This window comes from Siphonobacter sp. BAB-5405, assembly GCF_002872335.1.
Classification (GTDB): domain Bacteria; phylum Bacteroidota; class Bacteroidia; order Cytophagales; family Spirosomataceae; genus Siphonobacter.
The window spans coordinates 1-25172 of record NZ_NJAG01000018.1 but is presented as its reverse complement, the minus strand read 5'-3'; the positions used below and the strand labels follow the sequence as shown (position 1 = coordinate 25172).

Genomic DNA, 25172 nt, shown 5'->3' with positions numbered 1-25172 from the left:
GTTGTTAATGGTTTATTTTCTGTATGGGGGTTGGCTCAAGGCCCTTATTTCTTACTTCAACGTTCGGCTTTCGTCCGAAAAACCTTTGAGGTAGGCCAGCGTCTGCCGGTACTTGACCCACTCGGTTTTCATCGGATGTTTCGTGGTTGCCAGCGATTTGAGCAAACGAAACGTGGACTTCACCCCAAAAGCTAGCACCCGCCAGTATTGCCAGGAATACGGCTTTACCTGCATCATCCACGCCCGGGCGGCTCCGCTGGCGTGACTGCGTTGCAAGCGGTACGGAATCTGCCAGTTGCGGGCGGGCGTCCAGTGCTGAATCCGGGCCGCCGGTTCGAACCAGAAAATACGGTCTGCTTCGGCCTGATGATCTTTGTAGATCCGGAAAAACAGATCGGTTTCTTCGCCCATGCGTGGCATATGCTCGCCGCCGCCGCCGAGTTCTTCCTGAAAACCGCCGTACTGCTGCAATACCTTTTTCGCGATCCCCATATTTCCTCCGGCAAACCCAAACGGAGCCCGCTGGGCCGGAATATAACCGGGCTGATCGCCCCAGCTGCGAAGTTCAAAGTCGCGAACAAACCAGGCCGGCGGTGTTTCGGCGTACCAGGGTTCTACCAGTCCACCCACGGCCAGCGGTCGGGGCGTTTGCTGCAAAGCCCTGAGCATGGCCGTCGCCCACTGCGGATCGACGCGAATATCGTCGTCAAGGTACGCGACAAACTCGCCCCGGGCTTCCTGCCAACCCCGATTTCGGGCAATACTACGTCCTGGCTTTCCTTCGAAAAAGTACCGAATGTGCGGGTATTGTTCCGTAAAGGACCGCACGACCTCCGGTGTGGTATCGCGGGAATTATTATCAATGACGATGATTTCAAACTGACGGGTATCCAGCGTTTGTCGGGTTAAATCCGCCAGAGCCAGCCCAATCAGATCGGCCCGGTTGTAGGTACAGATGACCACCGAAAGCGGCAACTCATTCATGCAGATCCTTGCGTTTGAGGCCCAAAAGGCGATATTTAACGAACATGACCGTTTTGATGTACCAGTGCCGGAAACCGAATTTACGACGGTTTCGGATTAACGCTTCCGTACCTGCGGGAATAGGTCCGTAAAAACCCGCCGCCCGAATTTCATCGACCGATTGCACGTTGAGCCGCCAGAACCAGTAGCCGTACGCTCCGGCGTAGGGTTCCTGCCGGAGATCGAGATTGAATTTCTCGGCCACCGTGAAGTACTCAAACAGCAGTAAATTTTTGTTTTTCGTTACCGAAGCCGTCACCTGTTTTTCGTGGATGGCCACCCCTACCAAAGCCTGAGGGATGTACGCCGCCCGGGGCTGTTGCCGCAAGGCCCGCACGTAAAAGTCCACATCAACGAGCCACTTGAGCTGGGAATCGAAGAAAAGTCCGGCGGATTTTCGGAACATGACCGTACTCGGCACGCCCACAAAATCAGCCGTAATGAGCACTTCGGGTTCGGTTCGGAGCTGAGCCAGTTGGATTTCTGAAGGTCGATTCAGACGAATGCGTTCGTCCGTACTCAGTCGACGAATATCGGTATTGGCAAAGGCGAAAACCGCGTCGGGGTGTTCATCCAGAGCCTGTACAAACAAAGCCAGACTATCCGGACGTAGCAGCCAGTCATCGTGGTGGTGAATCAGGATGTACGCTCCCTGAGCCAGACGAATGCCCGAATTCCAGTTTTCAGGCGTACCTAACGCGGGCCGATTGGCCTGGTATCGCAGGGGCAAACGGGACTGCCATTGTTCGGCGAGCTGCCGGACGGAATCATCGGGCGTATCGTCCGTTAGAATCAATTCGTAATCGCGAAAAGTCTGCGTTTCCAGTGCCTGAAGGGCTTTTTCGAGTAAAGCTGGCTCCTTATACGCAGGAATACAAACCGAAAGTTTCGGCATAGAAAAGCCTTTTTGCCGGCGAAGGTACGCACGTCAAACCCTACTCCATTCCAAAGTATTTGAAAAATTGGCTGTTACTTTACAGAAGTTTTCAGGAAAAAGCCGTAATCGTACGCGTTGACACGTTCGTAAATCACTGATGGTCAGCGATAGTCTTTGATGCGAGAGGAAAGTACCCGACGCGTGGGCTGATTTAATTCCCCAAAGAAGGATTCGTCGTCTCTTTTTCCTGAAAACCTGGATTTGAAGACTGAACACATCGCATGGCTCTTACATTTTTATCGAAGATTGTCCCTGAACCCTGGATTCCGTACCTGAAATTCATCCGGGCTCCCTGGAATTTTCACCTGCTGCAAAAAGATAAATTTCATTACGCGACGGATAAACTCTATACCGAAGTCAATACGGAATTCAAACAGGACCCCCGCTTTGCCGCCGCGTATGCCTGGGTGACGAAGCTGGGCGGTACGCTGGTGCCCAAAAACGGCATGGAATGGCGGATTTATATGCTCTGCTGGGCAGCCGATCAGGTCAGGCACCTACCGGGTGATTTTGTGGCCTGTGGCGTTTTCTCAGGGTTCTGCGACCGGGCCATCATGCAATACATTGATTTTGCCAAAACCGACAAGCGATACTACCTCATGGATACCTTTCAGGGGCTGGATCCGCGGTATAGTTCGGATTACGAAATCCAGCGGAACCATACGATGGGTTACGAACAGAGTCGAAATCTATACGAACAGGTGCAGGAAACGTTCAAAGATTTCAACGTTCGTATTATCAAAGGAGCCATTCCCGATACCCTTCCCCAGGCCGATACCGAGCAGATTTGTTTTCTGTCGATTGATATGAACGCGGTGGTACCCGAAGTAGCCGCCCTGGAGTACTTCTGGCCCAAACTGGTACGCGGGGCCGTTGTCATTTTCGATGATTACGGCTTCCCTACCTGCGAAGCCCAGAAGCACGGGCACGACGCTTTCGCCAAAAAGGTCGGACACACCATTTTCACCTCTCCTACGGGTCAGGGTATTTTGATTAAGCAGTTTTAGGTAGAAGGGGTTGGAGGACGTTTGAGAGGGTTTAAGTTCGTTTGAAAAGGTTTGAAAAGTTTAAGGTTTGAGTGCGTTTGAAAGTTAGGGATTGAAGAGCTTAGCATTAGTAATGCATTAAAGTGCATTTTACTACTGACTGGTTTTGGTAAGAATTACCCATATACTAGCTCGAAACAATCACTCCCAAAACCCACTCCAACCTTAAACCTCCTCAAACTAACTTAAACCTCAAACCAGCTTAAACTTCAAACCTCCACCCGACATTGCCTTCCAACCAACGTTTTTCATGTACGCACCCATTGCTCTATTTTGTTATAACCGCCCGGATCATTTTCGAAAGACCGTCAAGAGCTTGCTTCGCTGTCCAGAAGCTGCGTTTAGTACCGTATATATTTTTTCCGATGGACCCAAAACAGCCGCTGATGAGGCCAACGTAGCCATCGTTCGTGAATACGCCCAGTCCATTCGCGGGTTCGAGAGCATTCACCTGGATTTCAGCGAAGAAAACCGTGGGCTGGCGGCTTCCATCATTCGGGGGGTTACGCAGGTGCTCCAGCAACACGATAAAATTGTGGTGATGGAAGACGACTTGCTTTGTACCCGCGATTATTTACGCTTCATGAATGAGGCCCTGGAATACTACCGAAAAGACATTCGCGTTTTTTCTATTTCGGGCTACCTCTACCCCATTGAGATTCCGCTGGACTATCCGCACGATGTCCTCTTACTGGCCCGGGGCTGTTCGTACGGCTGGGGCACCTGGCCCGACCGCTGGGCGAAAGTTGACTGGGAGGTACGCGATTTTCCGGAGTTTATGAAAAATAAAGCGGCCCGGCGGGAATTCATGCGGGGCGGTGAAGACCTGTTACCGATGCTGAAAAAACAGCAGGTGGGTGTACTCAACTCCTGGGCCATTCGTTGGACCTATGCCCATTACAAGCATCAGGCGTACAATTTGCATCCCCGGGCCTCCAAACTGGAGAGCACGGGTATGGATGGCTCGGGCACGAATTTTGGTCGGGGTACGCACCGCTACGATGTCCAGCGGGTGGAACGGTTCAGTCGACTGACCAAGGCCGTTTCTCCCGACGAAGTCATCCACCAGCGATTACGCAAACACTTCCGTCTCAGCTGGATACGGAAGATTATTAACTTTGTTCGGTACGGGGTGTAAACGCACGCAGTACTATTTGAATTTCATGCCAACTTCCGTTACGCTACTGAGTACTTCCGATAATATGGGCGGGGCATCCATCGGAGCCGTGCGGTTGCAGCAGGCTCTGAGTCGTTACTCGCCCCTGTATTCCCAAATTTTAGTACAGGAAAAAAATACCCAAAATCCAGCCATTGCCGCTTTAGACGACTCCTGGCTGGGTAAAAAGAAAACGTTAGCTCGTTTTGCCGGTGAACGTCTATACCTGAAAGCTTACGAGGCCTCCAAAAAGCAACACTGGGCTTTCGATCCTGCGGTACTGGGCGTAGACGTAACCGAGCACCCGTTTGTACAAAAAGCCCAGATTCTGCATTTACACTGGATCAATCACGGATTTCTTTCCACCCAATCCTTTCAGAAACTGGTGGAAACGCAAAAGCCGCTGGTCTGGACTATGCACGACATGTGGCCTTTTACGGGGGGCTGCCACCACAGCGGCGAATGCGATCACTTTATCAATAAATGCGGCAACTGTAAGTTTTTGCGGTATCCTTCGGAGGTCGATTTATCGAATCAGATCTGGGAACGAAAACAGAAAGTCATGGATCCGGCTAACCTCACCACCGTAGCGTGCAGTGACTGGCTGGCCAATCGGGCCCGGAAAAGTAGTTTACTGAAAAAACATACGATTGTCAGCATTCCCAATCCACTGGATACGGACGTTTTTAAACCTACCGAAAAAAAAGCAGCCCGCTGGAAACTCAATCTGCCCCAGCATAAACACCTGATTCTGTTTGCCGCCATGCGGGTGGATGCTCCCATGAAGGGATTTTCGTATTTTAAGGAAGCTCTGGAACGGCTGGCTACGGCTCATCCCGAAACGAAAGAGCAGATTGAACTCGTCATTTTCGGACAAACCGAAGGGCTACCCAAACTTCCCTATCCCGCTCATCATCTGGGTCGTTTGTCAAATCCGGAGCGAATTGCCCTAGCGTATTCAGCGGCTTCGGTCTTTGTGATTCCTTCGCTGGAAGAAAACCTGCCGTATACCATCATGGAAGCCATGGCCTGCGGTACGCCTTCGGTGGGTTTCAACATTGGCGGCATTCCCGAGCTTATTGACGATGGGGTAAACGGGGCATTGGCCGAATACCGTTCTTCCGAAGACCTCATGCGGGCCCTGTATCAAACGCTTTACCAGTCGGATTATGAATCCTTACGCCGAAATGCCCGGCAAAAGGTACTGACGCAGTACGCGGAACCCGTCATCGCCCGACGTTACCAGACTCTGTACGAAGACGTATTGGGACGCTCCAAAAGAAAACCTTTGGAAGGTTCCAATACCTAAACTTAAATGCCTTGACAACCAAGGATTTGTTTGTATTTATCTGCTTTTCAAGTTATGTCTTTTTACGCCGAACGTCTGGCTCAGTTTCAGGGGGAATCCGAGCAACTGAGCCGTCGCTATAACTGGATTGGTACCCTTCGCTTTCTAACCGTGGTCCTGGCCGGAGCACTGATTTATCTGGCTCAGCGATCCAACGAAAGCGGGTACTGGTTACTACTGCTCTTGCCAGCGGTTTTTTTTCGGTACCTGATGTATCGGCATGAACGACTGTCCGACCGGATTGCCCTCACCCGTCAACTCATTCAAATCAACCAGGATGAGCTGGATTACCTCAACGGCAGCCGCATCCCGTTTCAGGCGGGGACGGAACATCTGCAAACGGCTCATTCGTATTCGTATGACCTCGATATTTTCGGTGAAAAATCGCTGTATCAGCACCTGAACCGTACGGCTACCAGCATCGGGCAGGCGACCCTGGCCCAACAACTCCTCCACCGTTTGCCGGATGCGGCCATCACGCCACGCCAGCGAGCCGTTCAGGAATTGGCGAATCATCCCGAGTGGCGGCAGGAATTTCTGGCCCTGGGTACAATGGGTCAGGATACGGCGGAAGAATACGCCGCTCTGGTGGAATGGAGCGAACGAAAAAGCCCGCCCGTCTCGGGGTTGACCCGTACGCTAGCCATTCTTTTTCCAGCCTTACTGGCCCTTTGTGTGGGTGGTTTTGTTTTGACCTGGGACGATGATTTTCTCACCCTCGCTGGTTTCATGGGACTCATTAACCTGTTTATTCTTTCCCGAAATCTGAAGCAGGTGAAAGCCGAAACGGTGGATTCGGAACGTATTGGACTGATTATTAAAAAATACAGTACACTCATCGCCGCCATCGAATCGCAAACCTTTCAATCAGAAGAATTACAGGATTTGCAACAACGCCTACGGACCAATGGCTCCCTCGCCAGCACGCAGGTACGCCAACTTTCGTCCTTACTGGCGGCCATGAACGGGATCAACCATGCCCTGGCCGCCGTACTGACTAACGGACTGTACGTTTCGCACGTGCATACCCTGCATCGGTTGTTGCAATGGAAAGCTCAGTACGCGGCATCGCTACGTAGCTGGCTCGAAACGATTGGTACGTTCGAATCGATTAACAGCTTTGCTAATCTTTCGTATAATAACCCGGATTTTGTATTTCCGTCGTTGTCGGATTCGGGTGAAATTGCGTTTAAAAGCCTGGGACACCCGCTGCTCAACCGTACCAAACGCGTTACTAACGACGTACGTTTTTCGCCCCGGTTCATGATTCTGACGGGTTCGAATATGTCCGGAAAGAGTACTTTTCTGCGGACACTGGGCATCAATATGTTACTAACCAACGTGGGTTCCTGCGTGTGTGCGACCGAAGCCCGGGTTCAGCCGCTGGACATTCTGGTCTCCATGCGATTGAACGACTCACTGGCCGATAGTGAATCGTACTTTTTTGCGGAGGTGAAGCGACTTCAATCCATTTTGCAGACGCTGCAAACCAAGCCCTGTTTCATTTTGCTGGATGAGTTATTCCGGGGTACCAACTCCGACGACAAACGAAACGGCACGATTGAAGTGATCAAGAAAATTATCCAGTACAATGCCTGGGGGGTGATTGCCACGCACGATCTGGAAGTTTGCGAGATTACCGAACAGTATCCGCAAAAACTGATCAACAAACGCTTTGAAGTAGAAATTGTGAACGATGAACTGGTCTTCCCCTACCAGTTGCTCGACGGCATTTGCCAGAACCGTAGTGCGACGTTTCTAATGCAGAAGATGGGGGTGATTTGAGAAGTTTACAGTGTGGATTTAGTATTTTGAGTTGAGGTCAACGGAATTTATCAAATGCTCACCCCAGCAAGTGTTTTGGAATGATCGGGTTGCTATAAAAGCCCCCGTATTGCATACGGGGCTATTCAGATTGAACCCCTTCGGGGTTAGGTTATCATTAACACTTGAGTTAACACGCTCACCCCGATCATTCCATAACCATTACAAATTGGGGACTCGTCTTACTCCTTTGGTGTCATCAGGTCTACGATTTCATGGGAGATGCCCACCGCCGAAAAGCCGCCGTCGTGGTACAGATTCTGCATGGTAACCGAACGCGTCAAATCTGAGAACAACGTTACGGCATATTCCGCACAGGCCTCGGCCGAGGCGTTACCGAGCGGAGACATTTTGTTTGCGTAATCAAAAAACGCGTCGAAACCGCCAATTCCCGTACCAGCCGTTGTTTTCGTGGGCGACTGCGAAATCGTATTCACCCGCACTTTTTTCAGGCGTCCGTACCGATAGCCGTAACTACGGGCAATGCTTTCGAGCATGGCCTTGGCCTGGGCCATGTCCGTATAGTCGGGAAAGGACCGTTGGGCTGCAATGTAACTAAGGGCAACTACGGAACCATACTCGGCCATCGCATCCAGCTTCTCGGCCGTTTGCAGCATTTTATGCAGGGATAAAGCCGATACGTCCAGTGATTTCAGGAACCATTCGTAGTTCAGATCGCCGTACTCCCGACCTTTCCGAATATTGGTACTCATGCCGATGGAATGCAGAACGAAATCGATTTTACCGCCCAATATTTCCTGCGACTGCGTAAAGAGTTTTTCCAGATCTGCCACATCGGTGGCATCCGCCGGGATGATCTGGGCCTCGCACTGCTCTGCGAGCTGGTTGATGGCTCCCATTCGCATCGCAATGGGAGCATTGGTCAGTACAAAGCGGGCTCCTTCTTCGTACGCTTTTAAAGCCGTTTTCCAGGCGATGGAATTTTCATCCAAGGCTCCGGAAATGATTCCCCGTTTGCCTTTCAGTAAGCCGTAAGCCATAATATCTACTATTAGTGTTTAGTCGATGTAAAGATTCTGACGTTTTTCTTTTCATCTGGGTTTTCAGGCGGATATTGAAAAAACCAGTCGCAAAGAAACGGCTTTCGCTCAGGTCATCCAAGTATCTTTTCTTCCCGAAAATCTGGAATTAACCCGAAGCGATTCTTAGCTTTGATTCCATCAAATCAGCCGAATTCAGGCCCGTCATTTCAACCTGTTTCCTGTATGTTAATCATTCGTCCGGCCCAGGCGGAAGACCTTCCCGCCGTTCTGGCCCTGTACCAAAACGCCTTCGAAGATCCGGAAATCCTGAGTCCCGAACAGGCTCTGGCGACCTTTCAACGCATGCAGTCGTACCCGGATTACACTCTCTACGTAGCCGAACAGGAGCGGGTGATTCTGGGAACCTTTGCTTTACTGATCATGGATAATCTGGGCCACGCCGGAGCCCGCTCGGGCGTAGTCGAGGATGTGGCCGTGCATACCTCCGCCCAGGGTCAGGGCATTGGCCGGGAAATGATGACCTTTGCGATGGAGCGTTGCCGGGAGAAACAATGTTACAAGATGGCCCTTTCCAGCAATCTGAAACGCGAAAGAACCCATGCTTTTTACGAATCGCTGGGATTCCAGAAGCATGGGTTCAGTTTTCTAATTCAGCTTTAAATCTGGAGCTAAGCCTCTACTTCTTCCCGTTTTTCGACGGTAGACTGCTGCTGCCGAAGCTGCCGTGAAGTAAGCGTATGGCCGTCGTGCGACCAGCCCGGAGCAGCGAATACGTAACGGAGTTTATCCGACCAAGAAAGCCCCGGCTGCGATACATCCTGAGCCAGGTGTTTCCATTCATCGAAGGCTACGTGTACGAAGTTCTGACTGGGCAGCGGATGCGTGAGGCCAAAACGGGTCGGTTCCTCGGCTCTTTCTTCGGCATAGGTACCAAATAGCTTATCCCAGATGATGAGTACCTGACCCATATTCTTGTCGAGATACGCGACATTCGAGGCGTGGTGTACCCGGTGGTGCGAAGGCGTAACCAGCACGCGTTCCAGCAGACCCAGCTTACCGACCGTCTCGGTATGGAGGAAGAACTGATACGCCTGATTGACCGCGTAGATAAACAGAATATGAACGCCATCGAAGCCCAGCAAAGCCGCGGGTACGTAAAACACATACCGGTACAAGGGCTGAAACATCGACGATCGCAGGGCCACCGTCAGGTTGTACCGTTCGGCGGAATGGTGCGTGGAATGCACGGCCCAGAGTACCCGGCAATAGTGTTCCGCCCGGTGTAACCAGTAGAAGCAAAAATCCTGAGCAAAGAATACACCCACCCAGGCCGCTACGGGATGCTCCTGCCAATACGTCCACAGAAAAGAGTGCCGAGCCAGCCCGTCGAGTACGAAAAATGAGACGCCTTTCATGGCGACATCCAGTACTAAACCTCCTAATCCAAGCAGAAGACTGTTACGGGTTTCCTTGAAATTATACAATCCCAGTCGTTCACGATTTGAGATGTAAAGTTCTAAAAGGATGAAAAAAAGGTAAGTAGGGGTAGTAATTAAGGTAAATATACGTTCCATGGCAATCAAGGTAAAACATCAATGGTCTTACAAAAATGCAACAAAACGTTTTTTCTTATACCCTTGAAATATTAAAACGAAATTAGAAGTTAAGGTAAGCTTAGGGTAGCCCGCACGGGCAGATGGTCGGAAGCATAGGTTTCCTGGATTACGCGGTGTTCCATTACTTTCCAGGGACCGCCGGTTAAAATGAAGTCGATGGTCTTCCGAGGATTTTCGACCGGAATGGTCGGAGCACAGTCTTTACACGTCGATTGCAGGGACTGATTTAAGATCCGTAAGGTCTCACTTTCAGGCGTATCGTTCAGGTCTCCGGCCAGGATAACGGGCATGGGTACGGCTTTCAAAATCCGAGCGATTTCTTTGGCCTGTAAAACCCGACTGGCAGGCCCCCGCTGGGCATCCAGGTGCGTACAGGCCACGGTGATGCTACGCCCCGAGGGCAATTTCAGCTCAGCCGTTCCCAGCACCCGGGGCTCGCCGGGTTTCTGCGAATCCAGGGGTAACGGATAGCGGCGTTGATTATGAAGGGGGAATTTCGATAACAAAGCAACGCCGTACTCGCCACCATCGTGATCAATGGCTTTGACAAAATACGCCTGCAAACCCGTGAGCTGGGCCAGTTTTTCGGCCTCATCCACCTGTCCGGAACGGCGGGTACGGACGTCTACCTCCTGCACCATGACTATATCTGGCTGATCGTTTTTAATGACGCGGGCAATGGCCTCCAGGTCAATAAACTCAGGTTTGGAAGGTGGATTGGCGTGGTGAATGTTATACGTCAGGACGCGTACCGTATCGCCACCCGAACGACCTGACGGACGCGTACAACCTAGCAATACAACCAGCAAGGAAAGGGAAAAAACCGTTTTCATAAGCAGAGCGTATTAAACCCGGAAATAACACGCGGAACGGTACTTCTGCAAGCGATGATTACAATGGTAACACTAGGATAACATCCCCACGTTACCAATCTTACTTCCTCCCGCTAACATAGATGTAGTAGCGGGAGGAAGTAAGATTTCAGGGTCACGAGCAAGCAAGGTTATTTTTTACCCTCTTTGCCTTCACTTAAATCCATAATTTCCACCTTCCGGAAATCGATGGGTTGCCCTTCGCTTTGTAGAGCAATGAAGCCCGAACTCAGAATTTTGCCGTCCACTTTCTGAGCTGGATCGTACCGATTCGCCACATCGCCACCAATCTGCGGCTTTGAGTATTCCAAAACCGTTTCGCCGTTGATGATGTGTTTCACCAGCGAATCGCCCAGTACGATGAGTTCGGCCCGTACCCACTCATCTTTGCCGTAGGTTTTGGAGTTGGAATCGATGCAGTGCCGCTTGTCCAGTTTGCCTTTATAGACAATATTGGTACCCGGCGAGCACATATTTCCGGTCGGTCGCGGTTTCCCATCCCCCAGCCCGGCCAGAAACTGCATTTCTATCGAAATCGGCCAGTCCTGCTCCTTCGGCATGGTTCGTGGATCCTGCGAGTGAAACATCACGCCACTATTCAGAATCGTGTACGACGGGGCATCTTTCCGCCAGGGATCGGCAAATTTGTATTCAATGACCAGGTGGTAATGCGAAAAAGGCGTTTTGTAGTACAAATGCCCGTATTGTTCGTTGAAGTGATCGTATTGATCGTAGCGAACTTTAATCATGCCGTCTTCGACCCGAAAGGTATTTCCGTAATTGACGTTTACATCGTGGTGGTGAATCTTGACGATCCAGTCTGAAATGTCTTTGCCATTGAACAGGGAAACCCATTTTTTCTTCTGGGCCTGAACGGAGGAAGCGGCCAGCAGGGCCAGGCATACGAGGGTGTAGCGAATCTTCATTGAGGAAAAGCAGGTCTTTATTCCGATTAGACGTTTTCGGGAGCGGCATACCCTTCCGCAGGGTTCGGTTTTACGGCCTGCAACGCGTAGACCATCGGAATTTTGGCGTCGAGGTGGCGAATCCGGAATTTGCCCGGTTCTACTTCCACGGTTTCGGCAAAGCAGTCGTAGGGCGAATAATCGTACTCCTGGAAGAAGTTAATCTGCAATCCCTGACTAATCAGGCTGCTCAGTACCTCACCCAGCGAATGATTCCAACCCACCGAGTCGGTTGTAATGGGAGCATCCGGATCGGCGTAGGTTCCCTGCGTAGTCTCTTCAATGGCTTCGGTATTGAAATACGAATACTGCACGTACCGGAAATGGCTGTCGAACATCCAGACTACCGGATGAAACTCCGCGAAAACCAGACGTCCACCCGGCTTCAGATGGCGGGCAATGACTTCCGCCCAGCGATCCAGGTCGGGTAGCCAGCCGATGACGCCATAGCTGGTAAAAACCAGATCAAACTGCTGATTGAGATTAAGATCGTAAACATCCGAACAAATGAATTGAGGCGTCAGCAGATCCATCTGAATCGCCAGTGATTCCGCCGAATAAATGGCAATATCTGACAAATCAACGCCCGTTACCTTGGCTCCCAAGCGAGCCAGCGAAAGGGTGTCCTGACCGAAATGGCACTGCAAATGCAGGATCGTTTTCCCCGCAACCTCCCCCAACAAGCCGAGTTCGATGTCTTTGAGCGAAGTAGCTCCTTTCATGAACCCTTCCAGATCATAAAAATCCGATTGCAAATGGTACAGGGTTCGCTGATTCCAGGTATTCCGGTTTTTTTCGAGGTAATCCATCCCTTCGGTTGTTTGGGCAATCAAGATAGGAAAAATCCTGAAAAGCAAAGCCGCCGTACTCCCCAGCGGAACGACGGCGGCTTCTGAAAAACGTGAAGGCTTAGTTTCCTTGCAGGCAAGTCACTTTCCCGTCCATGGTACTGACCAGCACCTTCCCCCGATCCAGCGGGGTAATGCCACTCACCAGGGCGTTGGAAAGTTTATGCTGCCAGCGGGTTTGTCCGGTTTTCCGGTCAATGGCGGTGAGCATGCCCGAATTGCCGGGTACGTAGACGACTCCGTCTTTTTCGACAATTGCCGTCGGACAGATTTCATAGTCCAACTGTACCTCTGCTTTCCAGGGCAATTCCATGGCCGCGGCCGTCGTCGAAACCCCGTAAACGTTGCCCTGCATGGTTTTCACGTACACCAGCGAGCCATCGGTGGAAAGGCCCATCGACTCACGTACCCGTACGTCCGGATTCTGTTTCCGCCAAATGACCTGACCCGTTGCGGCATCCAGGGCGGTCATGTACCGATCGGGAGCGACGATGAAAATGCGGTTATTCACCCCGACTGGATAGCAGGCGGCGGGCGAATACATGCGATTGGGCGAACCATTGTTCCACTTCCAGACCAGTTTTCCCGTCTTCAAATCCAACGCGTAGAAATCATTCGCCCAGCAGCCGAAGTAGATCTTGTTCTGGTAAATCAGGGGTTTGGTCACGATAAAACCTTTGACCCCGTCAAAATCCCACATTACTTTTCCCGTCTTCAAATCGAAAGCCCGAAAATGGCCGTCTGAACCGCCAACGTATACCGCGTTTTCGTGAATGACCGGACTTCCCACGGCGGCCTTGCCCGTCTCATACTTCCAGCGTAAGGTTCCATTTTTTCGGTTTACGGCGTAAATCCAGCGATCACTGGAGGCAATGACGGCGTATTTTTTATTCGCCGCTGGCGTCGCGTATACTTTACCTGCGGTCTGGAAGCTCCATTTTTTCTGGCCTTTTTCGTCCAAAGCATACAGCAGTCCATTCGTATTCGAGCACAAAGTCAGGTCATTCTGTACGGTTATTCCCGAGCCAATGTCGCTGTTATCCTGGTACTGCCAAAGCGTTTTAACCTGAGCGTATTGTTCATTAACGGCGTAGGAAGGACGCGGAAAATGCGTCGTATCCTTACTAAATTCGTGATCGTACAACGGGATGGTTGCCCAGGAACGTAGCTGATCGGTACCCGGCGTTTTCTCCGTGAATACTGCTTCGTTCTTCGTCAGCGTAACAATGTTGTAGCCCCCAATTTCGGCTTTGGCCCGCAGGTTCGAACGACCCATGACCCCCGGAATGTGTTCAAAATCGTAAACCTTGTTCTGGTGCCCGTGACCACAGAGAAAGAGTTGTACATTCCGTTTTTTCACCCGGTCCAGAGCATCATACCAGTTATTGAGCGAGGCATCCTGCGGATAGTGGTTGATGTAGACAATCGGAATTTTCGGATTGGGCAGATGATTCAAGGTACTATCCAGCCAGACCAGATGTTCGCGGGGAACCTGCCCTGGCCCCATCCGCATGTTCGGCCCTGAGGCCGTCGCAATGAAGGCAAAACCGCCGTACTCGAAGGAGAACGATTCACCTTTGAATACCCGCTTGAAGGTATTGCTCCCGCTTTCCGACCAGTTGGCGTCATGGTTTCCGGGAATGGCGTACCAGGGTTTTTGCAGGCTATCGATGATGGTTTTGGCCAGTTGCAACTCTTCGTCCGAACCGAATTCGGTGAGATCGCCCGTGAGTAAGACAAACTTTAGATTAGGATTGGCGTTGATGTCTTTCACTGTACGCCGTAAATCATCGGCTCCGGTTGCCCCGCCGACGTGCAAGTCTGTCACAAAGGCAAACTGAAAGCTCTGAGCCGAGGTGTGTAGGGCGAGCCAGCAGAGGAGCAGCGTGAAGAAGGGTTTCATAAATAAATGTTTACGGAGGTTATTTTACTAATAGGGTTTGGGAGAGTATCGTCAACTCAGACGGGATATCGGCCGGTATACCGGCTAACCAGTACCTTATGTTCTACATCTAAAATTTTTTTCTTTTTGAGCTTCGTTATTCACCTAGACGAAGTTTGGTGCCGTTAGCAGGGCTGTTCGTTTAGTCCGTATCGCGAACACCGCTCTTTTCATCCCGCTTTAGGCCACCGCGTTGCGGATGAAAAAGGCGGCTTTTCGCGATAGGACGGGGATGGGGTTTAGGCCGTCCTTGAAGTTATTCGACTGTTTTCTAACTACCATTAACTATCAACAAACCACTAAAACTGCTGTCCAAAGATGAAAACCTCTCCCGCCATTGAGCCTTCCAGGCTGGACCATTCCATGGGGTAACTGAACGACCTACGATAGCCGCAAAGCGTTGGGCCAATGCAGGCTGTCGCCACCATGGGATGGCCCCCATGGAATGGTTAGTCGTGGAGAGGTCCAGCCTGAAAGGCTCAATGGCTACTAGCCAGCCAGGAAGAAGTACCGAACCCGGTCTGTTCAAGACGACATAGTTAACTGAACCTCTAAAACCAACCTCATTTAACCCAAAACACAACTGCCAGCATATCGCTGGCAGTTGAATCACTCTACAATATTTACTCCCAGCCCGGATTTTGCTTGAGTTCGTATCCGGCGGCTCGGTACAGGGTAATCTGATCGAGCGGAATGGGCGTCAGATACACTTTGGGATCGGTGAATAAACGTTGCGATTCGAGTTTTGGAGCCGGAATGATGTAGCCTTCCGTTGTTCCCTCGATAATGGCATCGGTATTGGGGTAATCGGCCTTGCGAATCCAGGCTCCCCGGTTGATGTCCGAATTTGCCTGCGTATCGGCGTACTCCATCTTCTTCCAGCGAATCAGATCGTCCAGACGGAAGCCTTCCAGCAGCAGTTCAATCCGGCGTTCACGACGGATTTCCCAGATCAGGGCGGGAACCGAAGGATCGCGGGACGGATCGTCGTAGACCTTGCCATTCACCGCCGGACTTGTGCCACTGACTTCCAGTTTCGGCATCGCAATCCCCGGACGTTGCCGTAAGGTGTTAATCGACTTGTCCAGATCGGCCTGCGTGAGCGTACCCAGTTCGGCACCAGCCTCCGCGTAGTTAACCAGTACTTCGCCGTAGCGAATGACGGGGGCGTCGGTCTGGTTGAGCGAGCCGCTGCCTTCGGGTAATTCCCTGGTTTCTTCGTTCAGGAATTTGTGCGTCGCGTATCCGCTTGACGAAAAGTTGGCGGCGTACTTACTCACCCGTAGCTGGTTCACGATCGTTGCGGGCAGCCGGGGGTCGCGATCGGCCATGACATTGGCAATCCCCTTATCCCCCTTGTACAGCGGCGAAAGCTGAATGGGCAAGCCATCCTTGCTCAGGTACGATTCGATGGCATCTTTCGAGACCCCCGTTTGCGGCTCCTTGTTGTTATAACTGTTCAGCGAGTGCGTCAGCATACCGGTTTCGTATTTCCGGTACAGAATCATTTCCTTCGAGGACGCCAGACTCAGCGAACTGAACATCGAGCGGTACGTGTCCGTAGCCGCGTACCGACCCGAAGTGATGACTTCATTTGCTGCCCATTTCGCCGCTTCCAGGTAAGTTTTAGCCCGATTCTGGTCGATGCTGTGGTACTTCAGAAAGGTTCCGTGGTAGAGCATAATGCGGGACATAAATGCGAGTACAACGCTTTTATTCACGGTTAATCCTTTCTCGCCGTCGTCCGCCCGTACGTTGGCCGCTGCGTATTGCAAATCGGCCAGCATACTATCCGCCACCACCGTACGCGGGTCGCGGGGTTTGTAGAGTTGAGCAAAATCGGTTTCCCCAATCACCTGGTCAAAAAACGGCACATCGCCATACTGACGAACGAGTTCATGGTATTCCATCGCCCGGAAAAAACGGGCTATGCCCGTCCAGTGCCGAATGGCTTCGGCTTCCATCGGTACCCGCTGAATCCGTTCCTTGAAGAGGTTTGCTTTCCGTACCCAGGCAAAGGTCCAGTTACTGCTCGTAGCCGGTACATTTCGGGTAAACTGCGTCGGGCTCGCCGGAGCAAAATCGTCGTTTAATGTTTGTCCGTTGAAGTATCGTCCCGGCGTAAAGCTGGATCCGTAGCCATCAAAATACCGGGTATAAAAACCCCAGGCAAAGGTCCGGACGTTGGCTTCATTGGTCCAGTAGGTTTCGTCCGAGAGGGCGTCGAGGGGCGAACGCGTTAGTAAATCGTCCTTACAACCCACCAGAAAAAGCAGGGCGGCGGACAAGAGAATCGCTATTTTTTTCATCGCTGGCTCTGATTAAAAGGTGAGTTGAAGACCGAAAGAGAACGTGCGACGGTACGGATACACCCGACCAAACGTTACCGCCGGGCTGTTTGACCGCAGGTACCCTACTTCCGGATCAATCGGAATGGATAGATCGTCGAAGGTCAGCAGGTTTTCGCCGTTCACATATACCCGGCAACGCTCAATCCGAATGCGTTCCGTCAGCGTTTTTGGAAGGGTATAGCCCAGCGTCATGTTTTTCAACCGCAAATAGGCCATATTGAGCAGATACTTACTCTGAATCAGAAAGTTCTGTGTGTTATTGGATTGGCCCGTATTGGTTGGGCGTGGGTAAAACGCATTCGGATTTTCCTCCGTCCAGTAATCCATCTGGTGAGCATACATGGCATCACTGGGGTTGAAACCCGGAATGAAAATGCTGCCCGAAGGCCAGAGTTCGCGTTTGCCTACCCCCTGCCAGAACATATTGAAATCGAAACCTTTCCAGTCGGCTCCCAGTCGCACCCCATACTGATACCGGGGCGTCGAGTTACCGATGACTTTCAGATCACCGTGATCCTCCAGACTGCTACTTCCCGTGAAAATGGTGCCGTCTCCATTGAGATCCTTATACTTCACGTCGCCGGGTCCGTAGAAGAACCAGCCGGATTCGTGGCGGGTCTGGTTGGGGATACCGTCTTTCAGGATATACCTGCCCGTCGCGTCGCGTAGCAGATTTCCGTTTGCATCCTGATTGAAATCGTCTTTCGTGAAAAAGCGGTCGGTTTCGTAGCCCCAGATTTCGCCGAGGTTTTTCCCGGTGTAGTTGCCATTCACCAGCGTTCCATCAAAACGGGTGATTTTTTCAGTAAAGTCCGACAGGTTTAAGCCCAGATTGATGTTCAGCCCATTCGTGAATCCGTGGTTGAAATCAACGGCCAGTTCCCAGCCCGTCGTTTGCATTTCGCCATAATTTCGGCGGGGAGCTGCCGCCCCGAAGGAACTCGGCAACTGAATACCCGTCGTGATCATATCGCTGGTTGTACGTTTATACCAGTCAAACGTCACGCCTACTTTGTTGTTCAACAGCTTGGCGTCGGCTCCAAAATCAAGCGTACGGATGGTTTCCCAGGTCAGTGCAGCAGGTACCAGAGCGGGCGTATTCACCGTCAGCATATTGGTACTGCCGATCCACCAGCTGGAGTTGGTCGTACCCATCGTGGGTCGGAACGTCGTCGTACCCACATCCGTATTTCCCAGCGAACCGTAAGACCCCCGGATTTTCAGCGAGCTCAGCACCGGCTCGATGGGCTTCATGAAAGGTTCTTCCGTAAGGACGTATCCGGCAGAGATCGAGGGGAAAAAGGCCCATTGGGTACGGGTGGGGAAGAACGACGAACCGTCGTAGCGGCCGTTCAGCTCCAGCAGGAATTTGTCTTTGTAGCCGTAGTTAATCCGTCCAAAGAAACCCTGGGTAGCCCAGTGACCCCGACTCCCGCCTACGTACTGATCTCCCGTAGCGAGGGGGAGTTCGCCCAGGTTCATGTCAATCAGTCCGCGTCGCTCGGAGCTTTGGTCCCAATCCTGACTAATGTCCATATCCATCCCGGCAATGACCTTGAAGGAGTGATTGGTCAGTTCTTTCTGATAGGTACCAAAAGCCTTCACCGTGTGCAGTTCATTCCAGAGGGACCGATAGATGACCCGGTCATAGGTAGCACTCGCGTACGATTCATACTTCAGCGGTACCCCATTCCATTGATTCCAGGCCATTACTTTTCCTCCGACATCCCGCACGTGCCGATTGGTGTTGGAGTACGTATAGTTGGCGTCAATGGTGAGTCCTTCCATCAGTTTCAGTCGCCCGCCGATGGTAGCCCGCAGGAAGTTTTCCGTCGTGTTGATCATCTGAGCCTGCTGCGTTTCCGTCACCGCACTGCGGAAGGGCCGGCCTTCGTAGGTACCGTAGGGATAGACCCGATGCCAGCGATAGATGTAGTACAGCGGATCATAAACCGTACCCCCAAAGGAGAAGGGAGTCTCGAATACGCTCTTCGAAAAGAGGATTTTTCCGTTGACGTCCAGCCATTTGTTGATGGAAGAATTGATACTGAACGTCCCGTTATAGCGGTCAAATTTGTCTGTTTTGTCTTTCAGTACCCCTTCCTGACCCAGATAGCCTATACTCAGGTTATAGCTGGTTTTGTCCGAACCGCCCGTGATACCCAGGTTATGCGTTTGCTGGGGAGCCCATTTCCGCATGAACATGGCCTCGGCGTCCCAGGGGCGGTAGAAGTACAAACGGCCGTCCTTGATTTCAAAATCACGGCCCATTACCATATCGTTGCCCAGATTTTGGCCGCCGTACTGAGATTTCCAGTCGCGGATTCGCTGAATACTTTCATCGGTGAAATACATCCCTACCGTTCCGAAGGTCGTAGCCGCGGGATTGGTACGGCGAGCTGCCGCCAGAGCGTATTCCGGACCGTCGGCGGCACCGGCGATTTTTGGGGTCGTCGTGGGGGTACTGTAGGCAAAGTTGGTGGAATAAGTAACCTGACTCCGGGTATTTTTCTTACCCGATTTCGTCGTGATCAGCACAACACCCCAGGCCGCCCGGCTTCCGTAAATCGACGTGGACGCCGCATCTTTCAGGACCGAAATGGATTCAATATCATCCGGGTTGACCATTTGCAGACTCTGAATTTCAACGTTATCAACCAGAATCAGGGGTTGGGCCCCGTTTCCGGCGTTGAGCGAGCCCGTTAGGCCCCGCAGGCGAATCTGGGGATTTGTACCCAGGTCACCGCTCGTCGTCGAGATCGTCAGCCCCGGCACCGCTCCCTGCAAGCTGCGAGCGACGTCGGTAACCGGACGGGATTTCAAAAATTTATCGGTTTCTACGGTCGATACGGCTCCGGTCAGGTTCCCTTTCTTCTGGGTGCCGTAGCCTACCACGACGACTTCGTCCAATCCTTTGATGGATTCATCGAGTACGACTTCCAGTTCTACGCGATTCCCCAGTACGACTTCCTGGGTTTTGAAACCAACGAAGGTAAAAATCAGTACATCCGTTTCCTTCACGTTATCGAGCGTAAACTCTCCCTTCTGATCGGTGAGCGTACCCCGTTGACTATCCTTGATGACGACGCTAACGCCGGGCAACGTAACACCCTTACTGTCAATCACTTTCCCTTTGACCCGAACGGCCATTTCTTTCACCGTCGCCGCTACTACGGGCTGATGAACCGGCGTTGGCGGTACGGGGAGGGCCTCCCGACGTTTAAAAATAACAATGCTGTGATCGGTTTCGCGGTACGCGTACGCCGTGTGGTCTAATAGAGTCGTGAGCACATGGCCGACGTTATCATTGGTAAATGTTCCCGCCGATACCTTAATTTTTCTTAGTTCGTTGTTGTTGTAGGTAAAATCAATGTGGCTCGTCTTCCGCAGAGTTTCGATGGCTTTTTCCAGCGACGTTTCCCGGAGTTCAAGCGTTACTTTCTTACTGATCAGATGCTGGCTGTAGCTATTCTCGGCAAGCAGGCTCCCCGCCGCCGTGAGCATAATGCCGCACGCAATCAATCCAACCCTCATGAGTTTGATTCGTTTGCTTTTTCTCATACATTTAAGTGTGTTTAATCCCTGTATTAAACCCAGCGGCGGTTTTCCGGTGTCCGACTCCTACCTCATTCACCGGGCTGCTGGCTGAACCGTACCTGTTTCCGCGGGTACGGTTCCTTTTGTTACTGACATTCAGTTCCTGAAATCAGCACCTCCTTTCCTTTAATTTCATACTGAATTCCCTGGATATCTTTCACTAAATCAAGTACTTCACTGAGTTTTTGCGATTGGGGTTGAAAGGCAAGGCTGCTCACGCAGTTGCGGAAGGTGGCCCGGTTGAAAATGACCCGAACGCCGTAGGCATTTTCAATCGCCAGGGCAATGTCTGCGAAGCTTACGGCCTTGAGGACTACATTTCCCGTTTGCCATTCCACGGTTTCGGCGGCATCGATAGACCGTTCGATGGCCTTGTGTTCCGTTTTTAGATAGGTAATTTCCTGGTTTTTCTCCAGGACGGCCAGCGATTTCGTGCCTTCGCTCACGGCTACTTTGCCCGTAACCACCGAAACCTGCATGGTTTCGAGAGCCTGATACGCTTTTACGCGAAAGGTAGTCCCCAGCACGCGGGTCTGTACGTTTCCGGCGTGGACCACAAAGGGTCGTTTCTCATCGTGAACGACCCGGAAGAAGGCCTCACCATCTTCCAGAAAGACTTCCCGGTTCTGATTAAAATCCGGAGCGTAATGCAGAGCCGTGGCCGCATTGAGCCAGACTACGGAGCCATCGGGTAATCTAATCTCCCGCACTTTGCCCGCGGGGATTTGAATACTAATGGCCTGCGTATCGCGAGCCATCCAGTAGTAGATGCCTACGCTACCGAGGAGCAACACAATACTGGCCGCCAGCCCATAGGCCCAGCGAAAGCGTCGCACCTGGGGTGCTTCAAAGCCCAGCGTACCGTGAATACGCTGTAAAATTTCCTCTTCCAGTTCACGATTCGAAGGTTCCTCATCGGGCTCCTCCATCCCAAACTGTCGGTATAAATCGTCTTTATCCATGTACGGTGGAAGGTTCAACACTTCGTATACCCCCATGACGAAGTCGGGGGTGGATCGTACCAGAAGGAGTACGTTATTTTTTTAGTTGTTGGTTGGCTGTTTTTGGTTGTTAGTTAATAGTTGGTATTTAGTTGTTGGGGAATGGCGAAATAAGGGATGGGTGAGAGCGGAAGGCTCTACTCTTTTGTTTCCTCAAAAGGGTGTAAGAAGGCTTGCTTCGGTTGATTTTTCCGATGTGGAGGATACGGAGGCTGGTAAAAGGTTGAGTTCTTGGGGCAGCAAAGTCGAGTGGCGTGTTCTGTTTCGGACTAGACTCGCCTACCTATACGTTCGACACGAACACCGAAAGCATCTGCTTATTTCTCCATTTGAAACTCCTTCAGACGAAGCAGGGCGTTCTGAATCTGGTTTTTGACCGTCTGGGTAGAAAGGGATAAGCGTTCGGCGATTTCCTGCGGGGATAATTGCTCCTGCCGACTGAGTAGAAAGATTTGCCGCATGGCCGGGGGCAGGTGCTCAATGCGATGCATAAGCCGCGTTTCCAGCTCCGCGTAAATGAAGGAATCGTGCACGCTTTCGCTGGCGGTTTCGTGCGTTTTGAGCAACTCGTTCTGAGCCCGCGTGTGGACGGCTTTTTTACGTTGCAGGTCAATGAACCGATGGTTGAGCATCGTATAGAGATAGCCCGCAAAGGTCGTATGGATGACTAGCGTATGGCGTTTGTACCAGAGTTCGACAAACAAATCATGCACGACATCCTTGGCCAGGTCCGGATCTTGTAACTTTTTCGCAGCAATGTCGTAGATGACCTTCCAGTACCGTAAATACAGCTCATTGAAAGCAGCCCGATCGTCCTCTGCTTTCAATTGGTTTACGAGCACTAGATCCGAAAAAGCTTTCAAGTAAATGTTTTGGTCAAGGTAAAATTCATTCTGCGAATTGCTAACTTATGGATTCTATGGCTTTTTACCAAAGGAAAAGGCTGTATAAATATTTTGTTAAATCTGCGACTGACCAAGTAAAATAGGGTTTACAGACGCAAAAACCTGTTTTGCATTAGGAATTAATGCTACTTTTGACCGAAAGTCCTGACGTACACCCCACGTTAGACCACGGTTATTATAATCTCTTTTAGTATGCAAAAAGTGTATTTGAGTGACTCCGGACCCAAAGTTTCGGAAGCAATTTATGGATTCTGGCGTTGGGAAGACAAAGGTGCCGAAACCCTCACGTCGATGGAAAAAGTAGTCAACTTATGCCTGGAACTCGGGGTCAATACCTTCGACCACGCCGATCATTACGGAAACCATACCATCGAAGAATATTTCGGTAAAGTCATTCAGCAAAAGTCCGTCAAACGCGAAGCTCTGGTTCTTTTCAGCAAGTGCGGCATTCGTCAATCGGCTCACGGTTTTACGTATTATGACAACACCAGTGCGTACATCACCGAGAGCGTGGACAATTCCCTGCGAAGACTGAAAACGGATTACCTGGATATTTTCCTGCTCAACCAGTTGGATCGCCTCTGCCCACCCGAAGAGACCGCCCGTACGCTGATGGAACTCGTCAAGTCCGGTAAAATCAAGCACCTGGGGGTCAGTAATTTCACGGTGTTCCAGCACCAGTTACTGGAATCGAACCTGAAGCGGCCCATCGTAACGAACCACATCGAGCTGAACCTGTCGAATACCACGGCGATTGAAGACGGACGCCTTGATTTTATCAAGCAACGGTTCAGCAAACCGCTAGCCTGGGCTCCCCTGGCGGGTGGACGTATCCTGAATGGTTCGGACGCGAAATCGGTTGTACTCCGCTCGAAACTCGAAGAAATGGGTCGCAAATACGACGCCAACGTCGAGCAGATTGCCGTAGCCTGGCTGTATCAGCTGGGAACCTTACCCATTATTGGATCGCTGTCGGAAGAACGTATTCGTAATGCCGTCAGTGCGGCCGACATCAAGCTTTCGCACGAAGACTGGTACGAATTGTATAATCTTGCCCTGCTGAAATAAGTTAGGCAGACCGATCGACGTTATACGATCCCGATCGGTCAGGCTTCCAGTCTGTTACTCAGGCTGGAAGCTTTTTCCTATCATTCTCTGTATCCCATTGGCATGAAACCGTATTCCCTGATTCTGTTTGATTACGACGGTACGCTTTGTGATTCCCGCCAGGCCATTTTAGCGACCTTCCCGCCTACCTTCGCCCATTACGGCGTGCCGGTTCCGCCCCTGGCTGAACTGGAAGCTGTCGTCAGCAAAGGATTGGTAATGGGTGAGGCATTTCAGGTACTGAATCCGGCGTTGTCGATCGATGAAGTCAACGAATGGGTGACGACCTACCGGGCCATTTACGACCAGGATGCGTACCGATTGGTGGAATGTTATCCGGGAGCCAAAGACCTGATGGAGCATCTGGTTGAACAGGGGAAACACGTGGTTGTCATTAGTAATAAGGGCATTCGTTCCATCGAAACTTCGCTGGATTATCTGGGATTGACGCCTTACGTCTCACTGATTCTGGGCGATGGCAGTCCTTTACTGCGGAGGATGCCGAAAAAGCCCAGCCCGGAGAGTTATACCAACGTCATTCAGCCGCATTTCGATCTTCATTCGGGCAACAGTACCCTCATGATCGGCGATACCAGCATGGACCTGCAATACGCCAACAACTGTGCGATTGATTCCTGCTGGGCCACGTACGGATTTGGTGATCCTGAAGCCTGCCGGCAGCTCCATCCTACCTACGAAATCAGTAGTTTGCTGCAATTGAAGGAGGTGATTCAGTAATCTGGCTCGTCGTCGATGCCGCTACAGGCTGACGATTTCCGACGGTCCATCCTCCCCTTTTTCCAGCAAAACGGCCTTCCAGAGCCCTAAAGCGAGTCGTCGATCTCCCGGTAAAATCGTATCATTGCTGATCGACGCAGTAAGGTCTTGTTTTCTGACGAAGAAATGTCCATTTTTAAACGCCCTGCGGAGATTTGAGGGGCTCGGTAGTTGGGGTCTTAATCGTACCTAGTTGGAATTGAAATGTTACGTCGTCTGCTTCAATCAGTAAAAAATAGCCTGTCTTAATCGTACCTAGTTGGAATTGAAATTAAACCACGGGGCCGCATGATCCTAACCCAACCCCTGTCTTAATCGTACCTAGTTGGAATTGAAATTATAGGTCTTAAGATAATCAATCCCTTGTCCAGTCGGTCTTAATCGTACCTAGTTGGAATTGAAATATGATGCAGGCTCTGGTCGATATATTCCAGCGTATCGTCTTAATCGTACCTAGTTGGAATTGAAATTGAGTTTGCCCGTCAATAGCTCGACGTAGGCTTTTGTCTTAATCGTACCTAGTTGGAATTGAAATAGACTTCTACGCAAAACCCTATCTAACGACGGGGTCTTAATCGTACCTAGTTGGAATTGAAATGAGAATGGCAGGAGACATGGGCTTCTGCTGTTCGTAGTCTTAATCGTACCTAGTTGGAATTGAAATAAGTGACACGACAGTTTCGAGATTGCCTTTATCTAGGTCTTAATCGTACCTAGTTGGAATTGAAATTTGACGAACATGTATTTCAAAGAGGGCACACCCCCGATGTCTTAATCGTACCTAGTTGGAATTGAAATCATGATCCTAACCCAACCCCTGTTTAAAGCCCGCAGTCTTAATCGTACCTAGTTG

19 protein-coding genes and 1 CRISPR repeat array are annotated in these 25172 nt (G+C 51.1%); of the genes, 7 read left to right on the top strand and 12 right to left on the bottom strand.

What is annotated here, in order from left to right; all coding sequences use genetic code 11:
- Positions 1 to 51: 51 nt before the first annotated feature.
- Positions 52 to 984 (bottom strand): glycosyltransferase, encoded by a 933-nt coding sequence (locus BWI97_RS15390; RefSeq protein ID WP_102201616.1) that lies wholly within the window; start codon positions 982 to 984, stop codon positions 52 to 54.
- Positions 977 to 1918: a glycosyltransferase family 2 protein gene (locus BWI97_RS15385; protein ID WP_102201615.1), complete on the bottom strand. Its 942-nt coding sequence runs from the start codon at positions 1916 to 1918 to the stop codon at positions 977 to 979. Before BWI97_RS15385 ends, BWI97_RS15390 begins: the two co-directional genes overlap by 8 nt.
- Positions 1919 to 2181: 263 nt before the next feature.
- Between BWI97_RS15385 and BWI97_RS15380 the strand changes: the two genes are divergently transcribed.
- The 4 genes from BWI97_RS15380 to BWI97_RS15365 all read left to right on the top strand — a co-directional run bounded on the left by BWI97_RS15380 (position 2182) and on the right by BWI97_RS15365 (position 7295).
- Positions 2182 to 2967 (top strand): TylF/MycF/NovP-related O-methyltransferase, encoded by a 786-nt coding sequence (locus BWI97_RS15380; RefSeq protein WP_094809245.1) that lies wholly within the window; start codon positions 2182 to 2184, stop codon positions 2965 to 2967.
- Positions 2968 to 3256: 289 nt separating this feature from the next.
- On the top strand, positions 3257 to 4144 hold the full coding sequence (locus BWI97_RS15375; RefSeq protein WP_102201614.1) for a glycosyltransferase: 888 nt from the start codon (positions 3257 to 3259) through the stop codon (positions 4142 to 4144).
- Between the two features lie 25 nt (positions 4145 to 4169).
- Complete coding sequence (locus BWI97_RS15370) at positions 4170 to 5471, top strand: glycosyltransferase family 4 protein (protein WP_102201613.1); 1302 nt, start codon at positions 4170 to 4172, stop codon at positions 5469 to 5471.
- Positions 5472 to 5525: 54 nt separating this feature from the next.
- Entirely contained in the window at positions 5526 to 7295 is a 1770-nt protein-coding gene (locus BWI97_RS15365; RefSeq protein WP_102201612.1) for a DNA mismatch repair protein, read from the top strand.
- Positions 7296 to 7516: 221 nt separating this feature from the next.
- On the opposite strand, the gene BWI97_RS15360 is transcribed toward BWI97_RS15365, so the two are convergent.
- On the bottom strand, positions 7517 to 8335 hold the full coding sequence (locus BWI97_RS15360) for an enoyl-ACP reductase (protein WP_094809249.1): 819 nt from the start codon (positions 8333 to 8335) through the stop codon (positions 7517 to 7519).
- Between the two features lie 225 nt (positions 8336 to 8560).
- On the opposite strand from BWI97_RS15360, the gene BWI97_RS15355 reads away from it, so the two are divergent.
- Entirely contained in the window at positions 8561 to 8998 is a 438-nt protein-coding gene (locus BWI97_RS15355) for a GNAT family N-acetyltransferase (protein WP_102201611.1), read from the top strand.
- 8 nt (positions 8999 to 9006) lie between these two features.
- Here the strand turns inward: BWI97_RS15355 and BWI97_RS15350 are convergent, their stop codons facing one another.
- The 9 genes from BWI97_RS15350 to BWI97_RS15310 form a co-directional block, all read right to left on the bottom strand.
- The gene (locus tag BWI97_RS15350; protein WP_102201610.1) at positions 9007 to 9912 is read right to left on the bottom strand and encodes a sterol desaturase family protein; all 906 of its coding nucleotides are present in this window, start codon (positions 9910 to 9912) and stop codon (positions 9007 to 9009) included.
- An 89-nt stretch (positions 9913 to 10001) separates the two neighbouring features.
- A complete protein-coding gene (locus tag BWI97_RS15345) occupies positions 10002 to 10787 on the bottom strand; it encodes an endonuclease/exonuclease/phosphatase family protein (protein ID WP_102201609.1) in 786 nt (261 codons plus the stop codon).
- A 170-nt stretch (positions 10788 to 10957) separates the two neighbouring features.
- Positions 10958 to 11752: a DUF1080 domain-containing protein gene (locus tag BWI97_RS15340; RefSeq protein WP_094809253.1), complete on the bottom strand. Its 795-nt coding sequence runs from the start codon at positions 11750 to 11752 to the stop codon at positions 10958 to 10960.
- Positions 11753 to 11778: 26 nt separating this feature from the next.
- Positions 11779 to 12600, bottom strand: a complete 822-nt coding sequence (locus BWI97_RS15335; RefSeq protein ID WP_102201608.1) for a bifunctional 2-polyprenyl-6-hydroxyphenol methylase/3-demethylubiquinol 3-O-methyltransferase UbiG — start codon at positions 12598 to 12600, stop codon at positions 11779 to 11781.
- Positions 12601 to 12700: 100 nt separating this feature from the next.
- Positions 12701 to 14542 carry a PQQ-binding-like beta-propeller repeat protein gene (locus tag BWI97_RS15330; protein ID WP_102201607.1) on the bottom strand — a complete coding sequence of 614 codons (1842 nt, stop codon included), beginning with the start codon at positions 14540 to 14542 and terminating at the stop codon, positions 12701 to 12703.
- 662 nt (positions 14543 to 15204) lie between these two features.
- Positions 15205 to 16890, bottom strand: coding sequence for a RagB/SusD family nutrient uptake outer membrane protein (locus tag BWI97_RS15325; RefSeq protein ID WP_102201606.1), 1686 nt, complete (start codon positions 16888 to 16890; stop codon positions 15205 to 15207).
- Between the two features lie 12 nt (positions 16891 to 16902).
- Positions 16903 to 20493: a TonB-dependent receptor gene (locus BWI97_RS15320; protein ID WP_199182017.1), complete on the bottom strand. Its 3591-nt coding sequence runs from the start codon at positions 20491 to 20493 to the stop codon at positions 16903 to 16905.
- 122 nt (positions 20494 to 20615) lie between these two features.
- Positions 20616 to 21527 carry a FecR family protein gene (locus BWI97_RS15315; protein ID WP_102201605.1) on the bottom strand — a complete coding sequence of 304 codons (912 nt, stop codon included), beginning with the start codon at positions 21525 to 21527 and terminating at the stop codon, positions 20616 to 20618.
- Positions 21528 to 21847: 320 nt separating this feature from the next.
- Entirely contained in the window at positions 21848 to 22357 is a 510-nt protein-coding gene (locus tag BWI97_RS15310; protein ID WP_158242770.1) for an RNA polymerase sigma factor, read from the bottom strand.
- Between the two features lie 270 nt (positions 22358 to 22627).
- Here BWI97_RS15310 and BWI97_RS15305 point away from each other — a divergent pair, with 270 nt between their 5' ends.
- Both BWI97_RS15305 and BWI97_RS15300 read left to right on the top strand, forming a co-directional pair.
- Positions 22628 to 23503 (top strand): aldo/keto reductase family oxidoreductase, encoded by an 876-nt coding sequence (locus BWI97_RS15305; RefSeq protein WP_102201603.1) that lies wholly within the window; start codon positions 22628 to 22630, stop codon positions 23501 to 23503.
- Positions 23504 to 23605: 102 nt separating this feature from the next.
- Positions 23606 to 24280, top strand: coding sequence for an HAD family hydrolase (locus BWI97_RS15300; protein ID WP_102201602.1), 675 nt, complete (start codon positions 23606 to 23608; stop codon positions 24278 to 24280).
- A 215-nt stretch (positions 24281 to 24495) separates the two neighbouring features.
- Positions 24496 to 25172: direct repeats of the CRISPR family, unit length 20 nt; unit sequence GTCTTAATCGTACCTAGTTG.

What these genes read in the sequence shown, in the direction of transcription:
- BWI97_RS15340 (WP_094809253.1), bottom strand. Translation starts at nt 11,752, where the DNA reads ATGAAGATTCGCTACACCCTCGTATGCCTGGCCCTGCTGGCCGCTTCC.
- BWI97_RS15335 (WP_102201608.1), bottom strand. Translation starts at nt 12,600, where the DNA reads ATGGATTACCTCGAAAAAAACCGGAATACCTGGAATCAGCGAACCCTG.
- BWI97_RS15370 (WP_102201613.1), top strand. Translation starts at nt 4,170, where the DNA reads ATGCCAACTTCCGTTACGCTACTGAGTACTTCCGATAATATGGGCGGG.
- BWI97_RS15300 (WP_102201602.1), top strand. Translation starts at nt 23,606, where the DNA reads ATGAAACCGTATTCCCTGATTCTGTTTGATTACGACGGTACGCTTTGT.
- BWI97_RS15385 (WP_102201615.1), bottom strand. Translation starts at nt 1,918, where the DNA reads ATGCCGAAACTTTCGGTTTGTATTCCTGCGTATAAGGAGCCAGCTTTA.
- BWI97_RS15320 (WP_199182017.1), bottom strand. Translation starts at nt 20,493, where the DNA reads ATGAGAAAAAGCAAACGAATCAAACTCATGAGGGTTGGATTGATTGCG.
- BWI97_RS15350 (WP_102201610.1), bottom strand. Translation starts at nt 9,912, where the DNA reads ATGGAACGTATATTTACCTTAATTACTACCCCTACTTACCTTTTTTTC.
- BWI97_RS15325 (WP_102201606.1), bottom strand. Translation starts at nt 16,890, where the DNA reads ATGAAAAAAATAGCGATTCTCTTGTCCGCCGCCCTGCTTTTTCTGGTG.
- BWI97_RS15315 (WP_102201605.1), bottom strand. Translation starts at nt 21,527, where the DNA reads ATGGGGGTATACGAAGTGTTGAACCTTCCACCGTACATGGATAAAGAC.
- BWI97_RS15330 (WP_102201607.1), bottom strand. Translation starts at nt 14,542, where the DNA reads ATGAAACCCTTCTTCACGCTGCTCCTCTGCTGGCTCGCCCTACACACC.
- BWI97_RS15305 (WP_102201603.1), top strand. Translation starts at nt 22,628, where the DNA reads ATGCAAAAAGTGTATTTGAGTGACTCCGGACCCAAAGTTTCGGAAGCA.
- BWI97_RS15380 (WP_094809245.1), top strand. Translation starts at nt 2,182, where the DNA reads ATGGCTCTTACATTTTTATCGAAGATTGTCCCTGAACCCTGGATTCCG.
- BWI97_RS15375 (WP_102201614.1), top strand. Translation starts at nt 3,257, where the DNA reads ATGTACGCACCCATTGCTCTATTTTGTTATAACCGCCCGGATCATTTT.
- BWI97_RS15365 (WP_102201612.1), top strand. Translation starts at nt 5,526, where the DNA reads ATGTCTTTTTACGCCGAACGTCTGGCTCAGTTTCAGGGGGAATCCGAG.
- BWI97_RS15345 (WP_102201609.1), bottom strand. Translation starts at nt 10,787, where the DNA reads ATGAAAACGGTTTTTTCCCTTTCCTTGCTGGTTGTATTGCTAGGTTGT.
- BWI97_RS15360 (WP_094809249.1), bottom strand. Translation starts at nt 8,335, where the DNA reads ATGGCTTACGGCTTACTGAAAGGCAAACGGGGAATCATTTCCGGAGCC.
- BWI97_RS15355 (WP_102201611.1), top strand. Translation starts at nt 8,561, where the DNA reads ATGTTAATCATTCGTCCGGCCCAGGCGGAAGACCTTCCCGCCGTTCTG.
- BWI97_RS15390 (WP_102201616.1), bottom strand. Translation starts at nt 984, where the DNA reads ATGAATGAGTTGCCGCTTTCGGTGGTCATCTGTACCTACAACCGGGCC.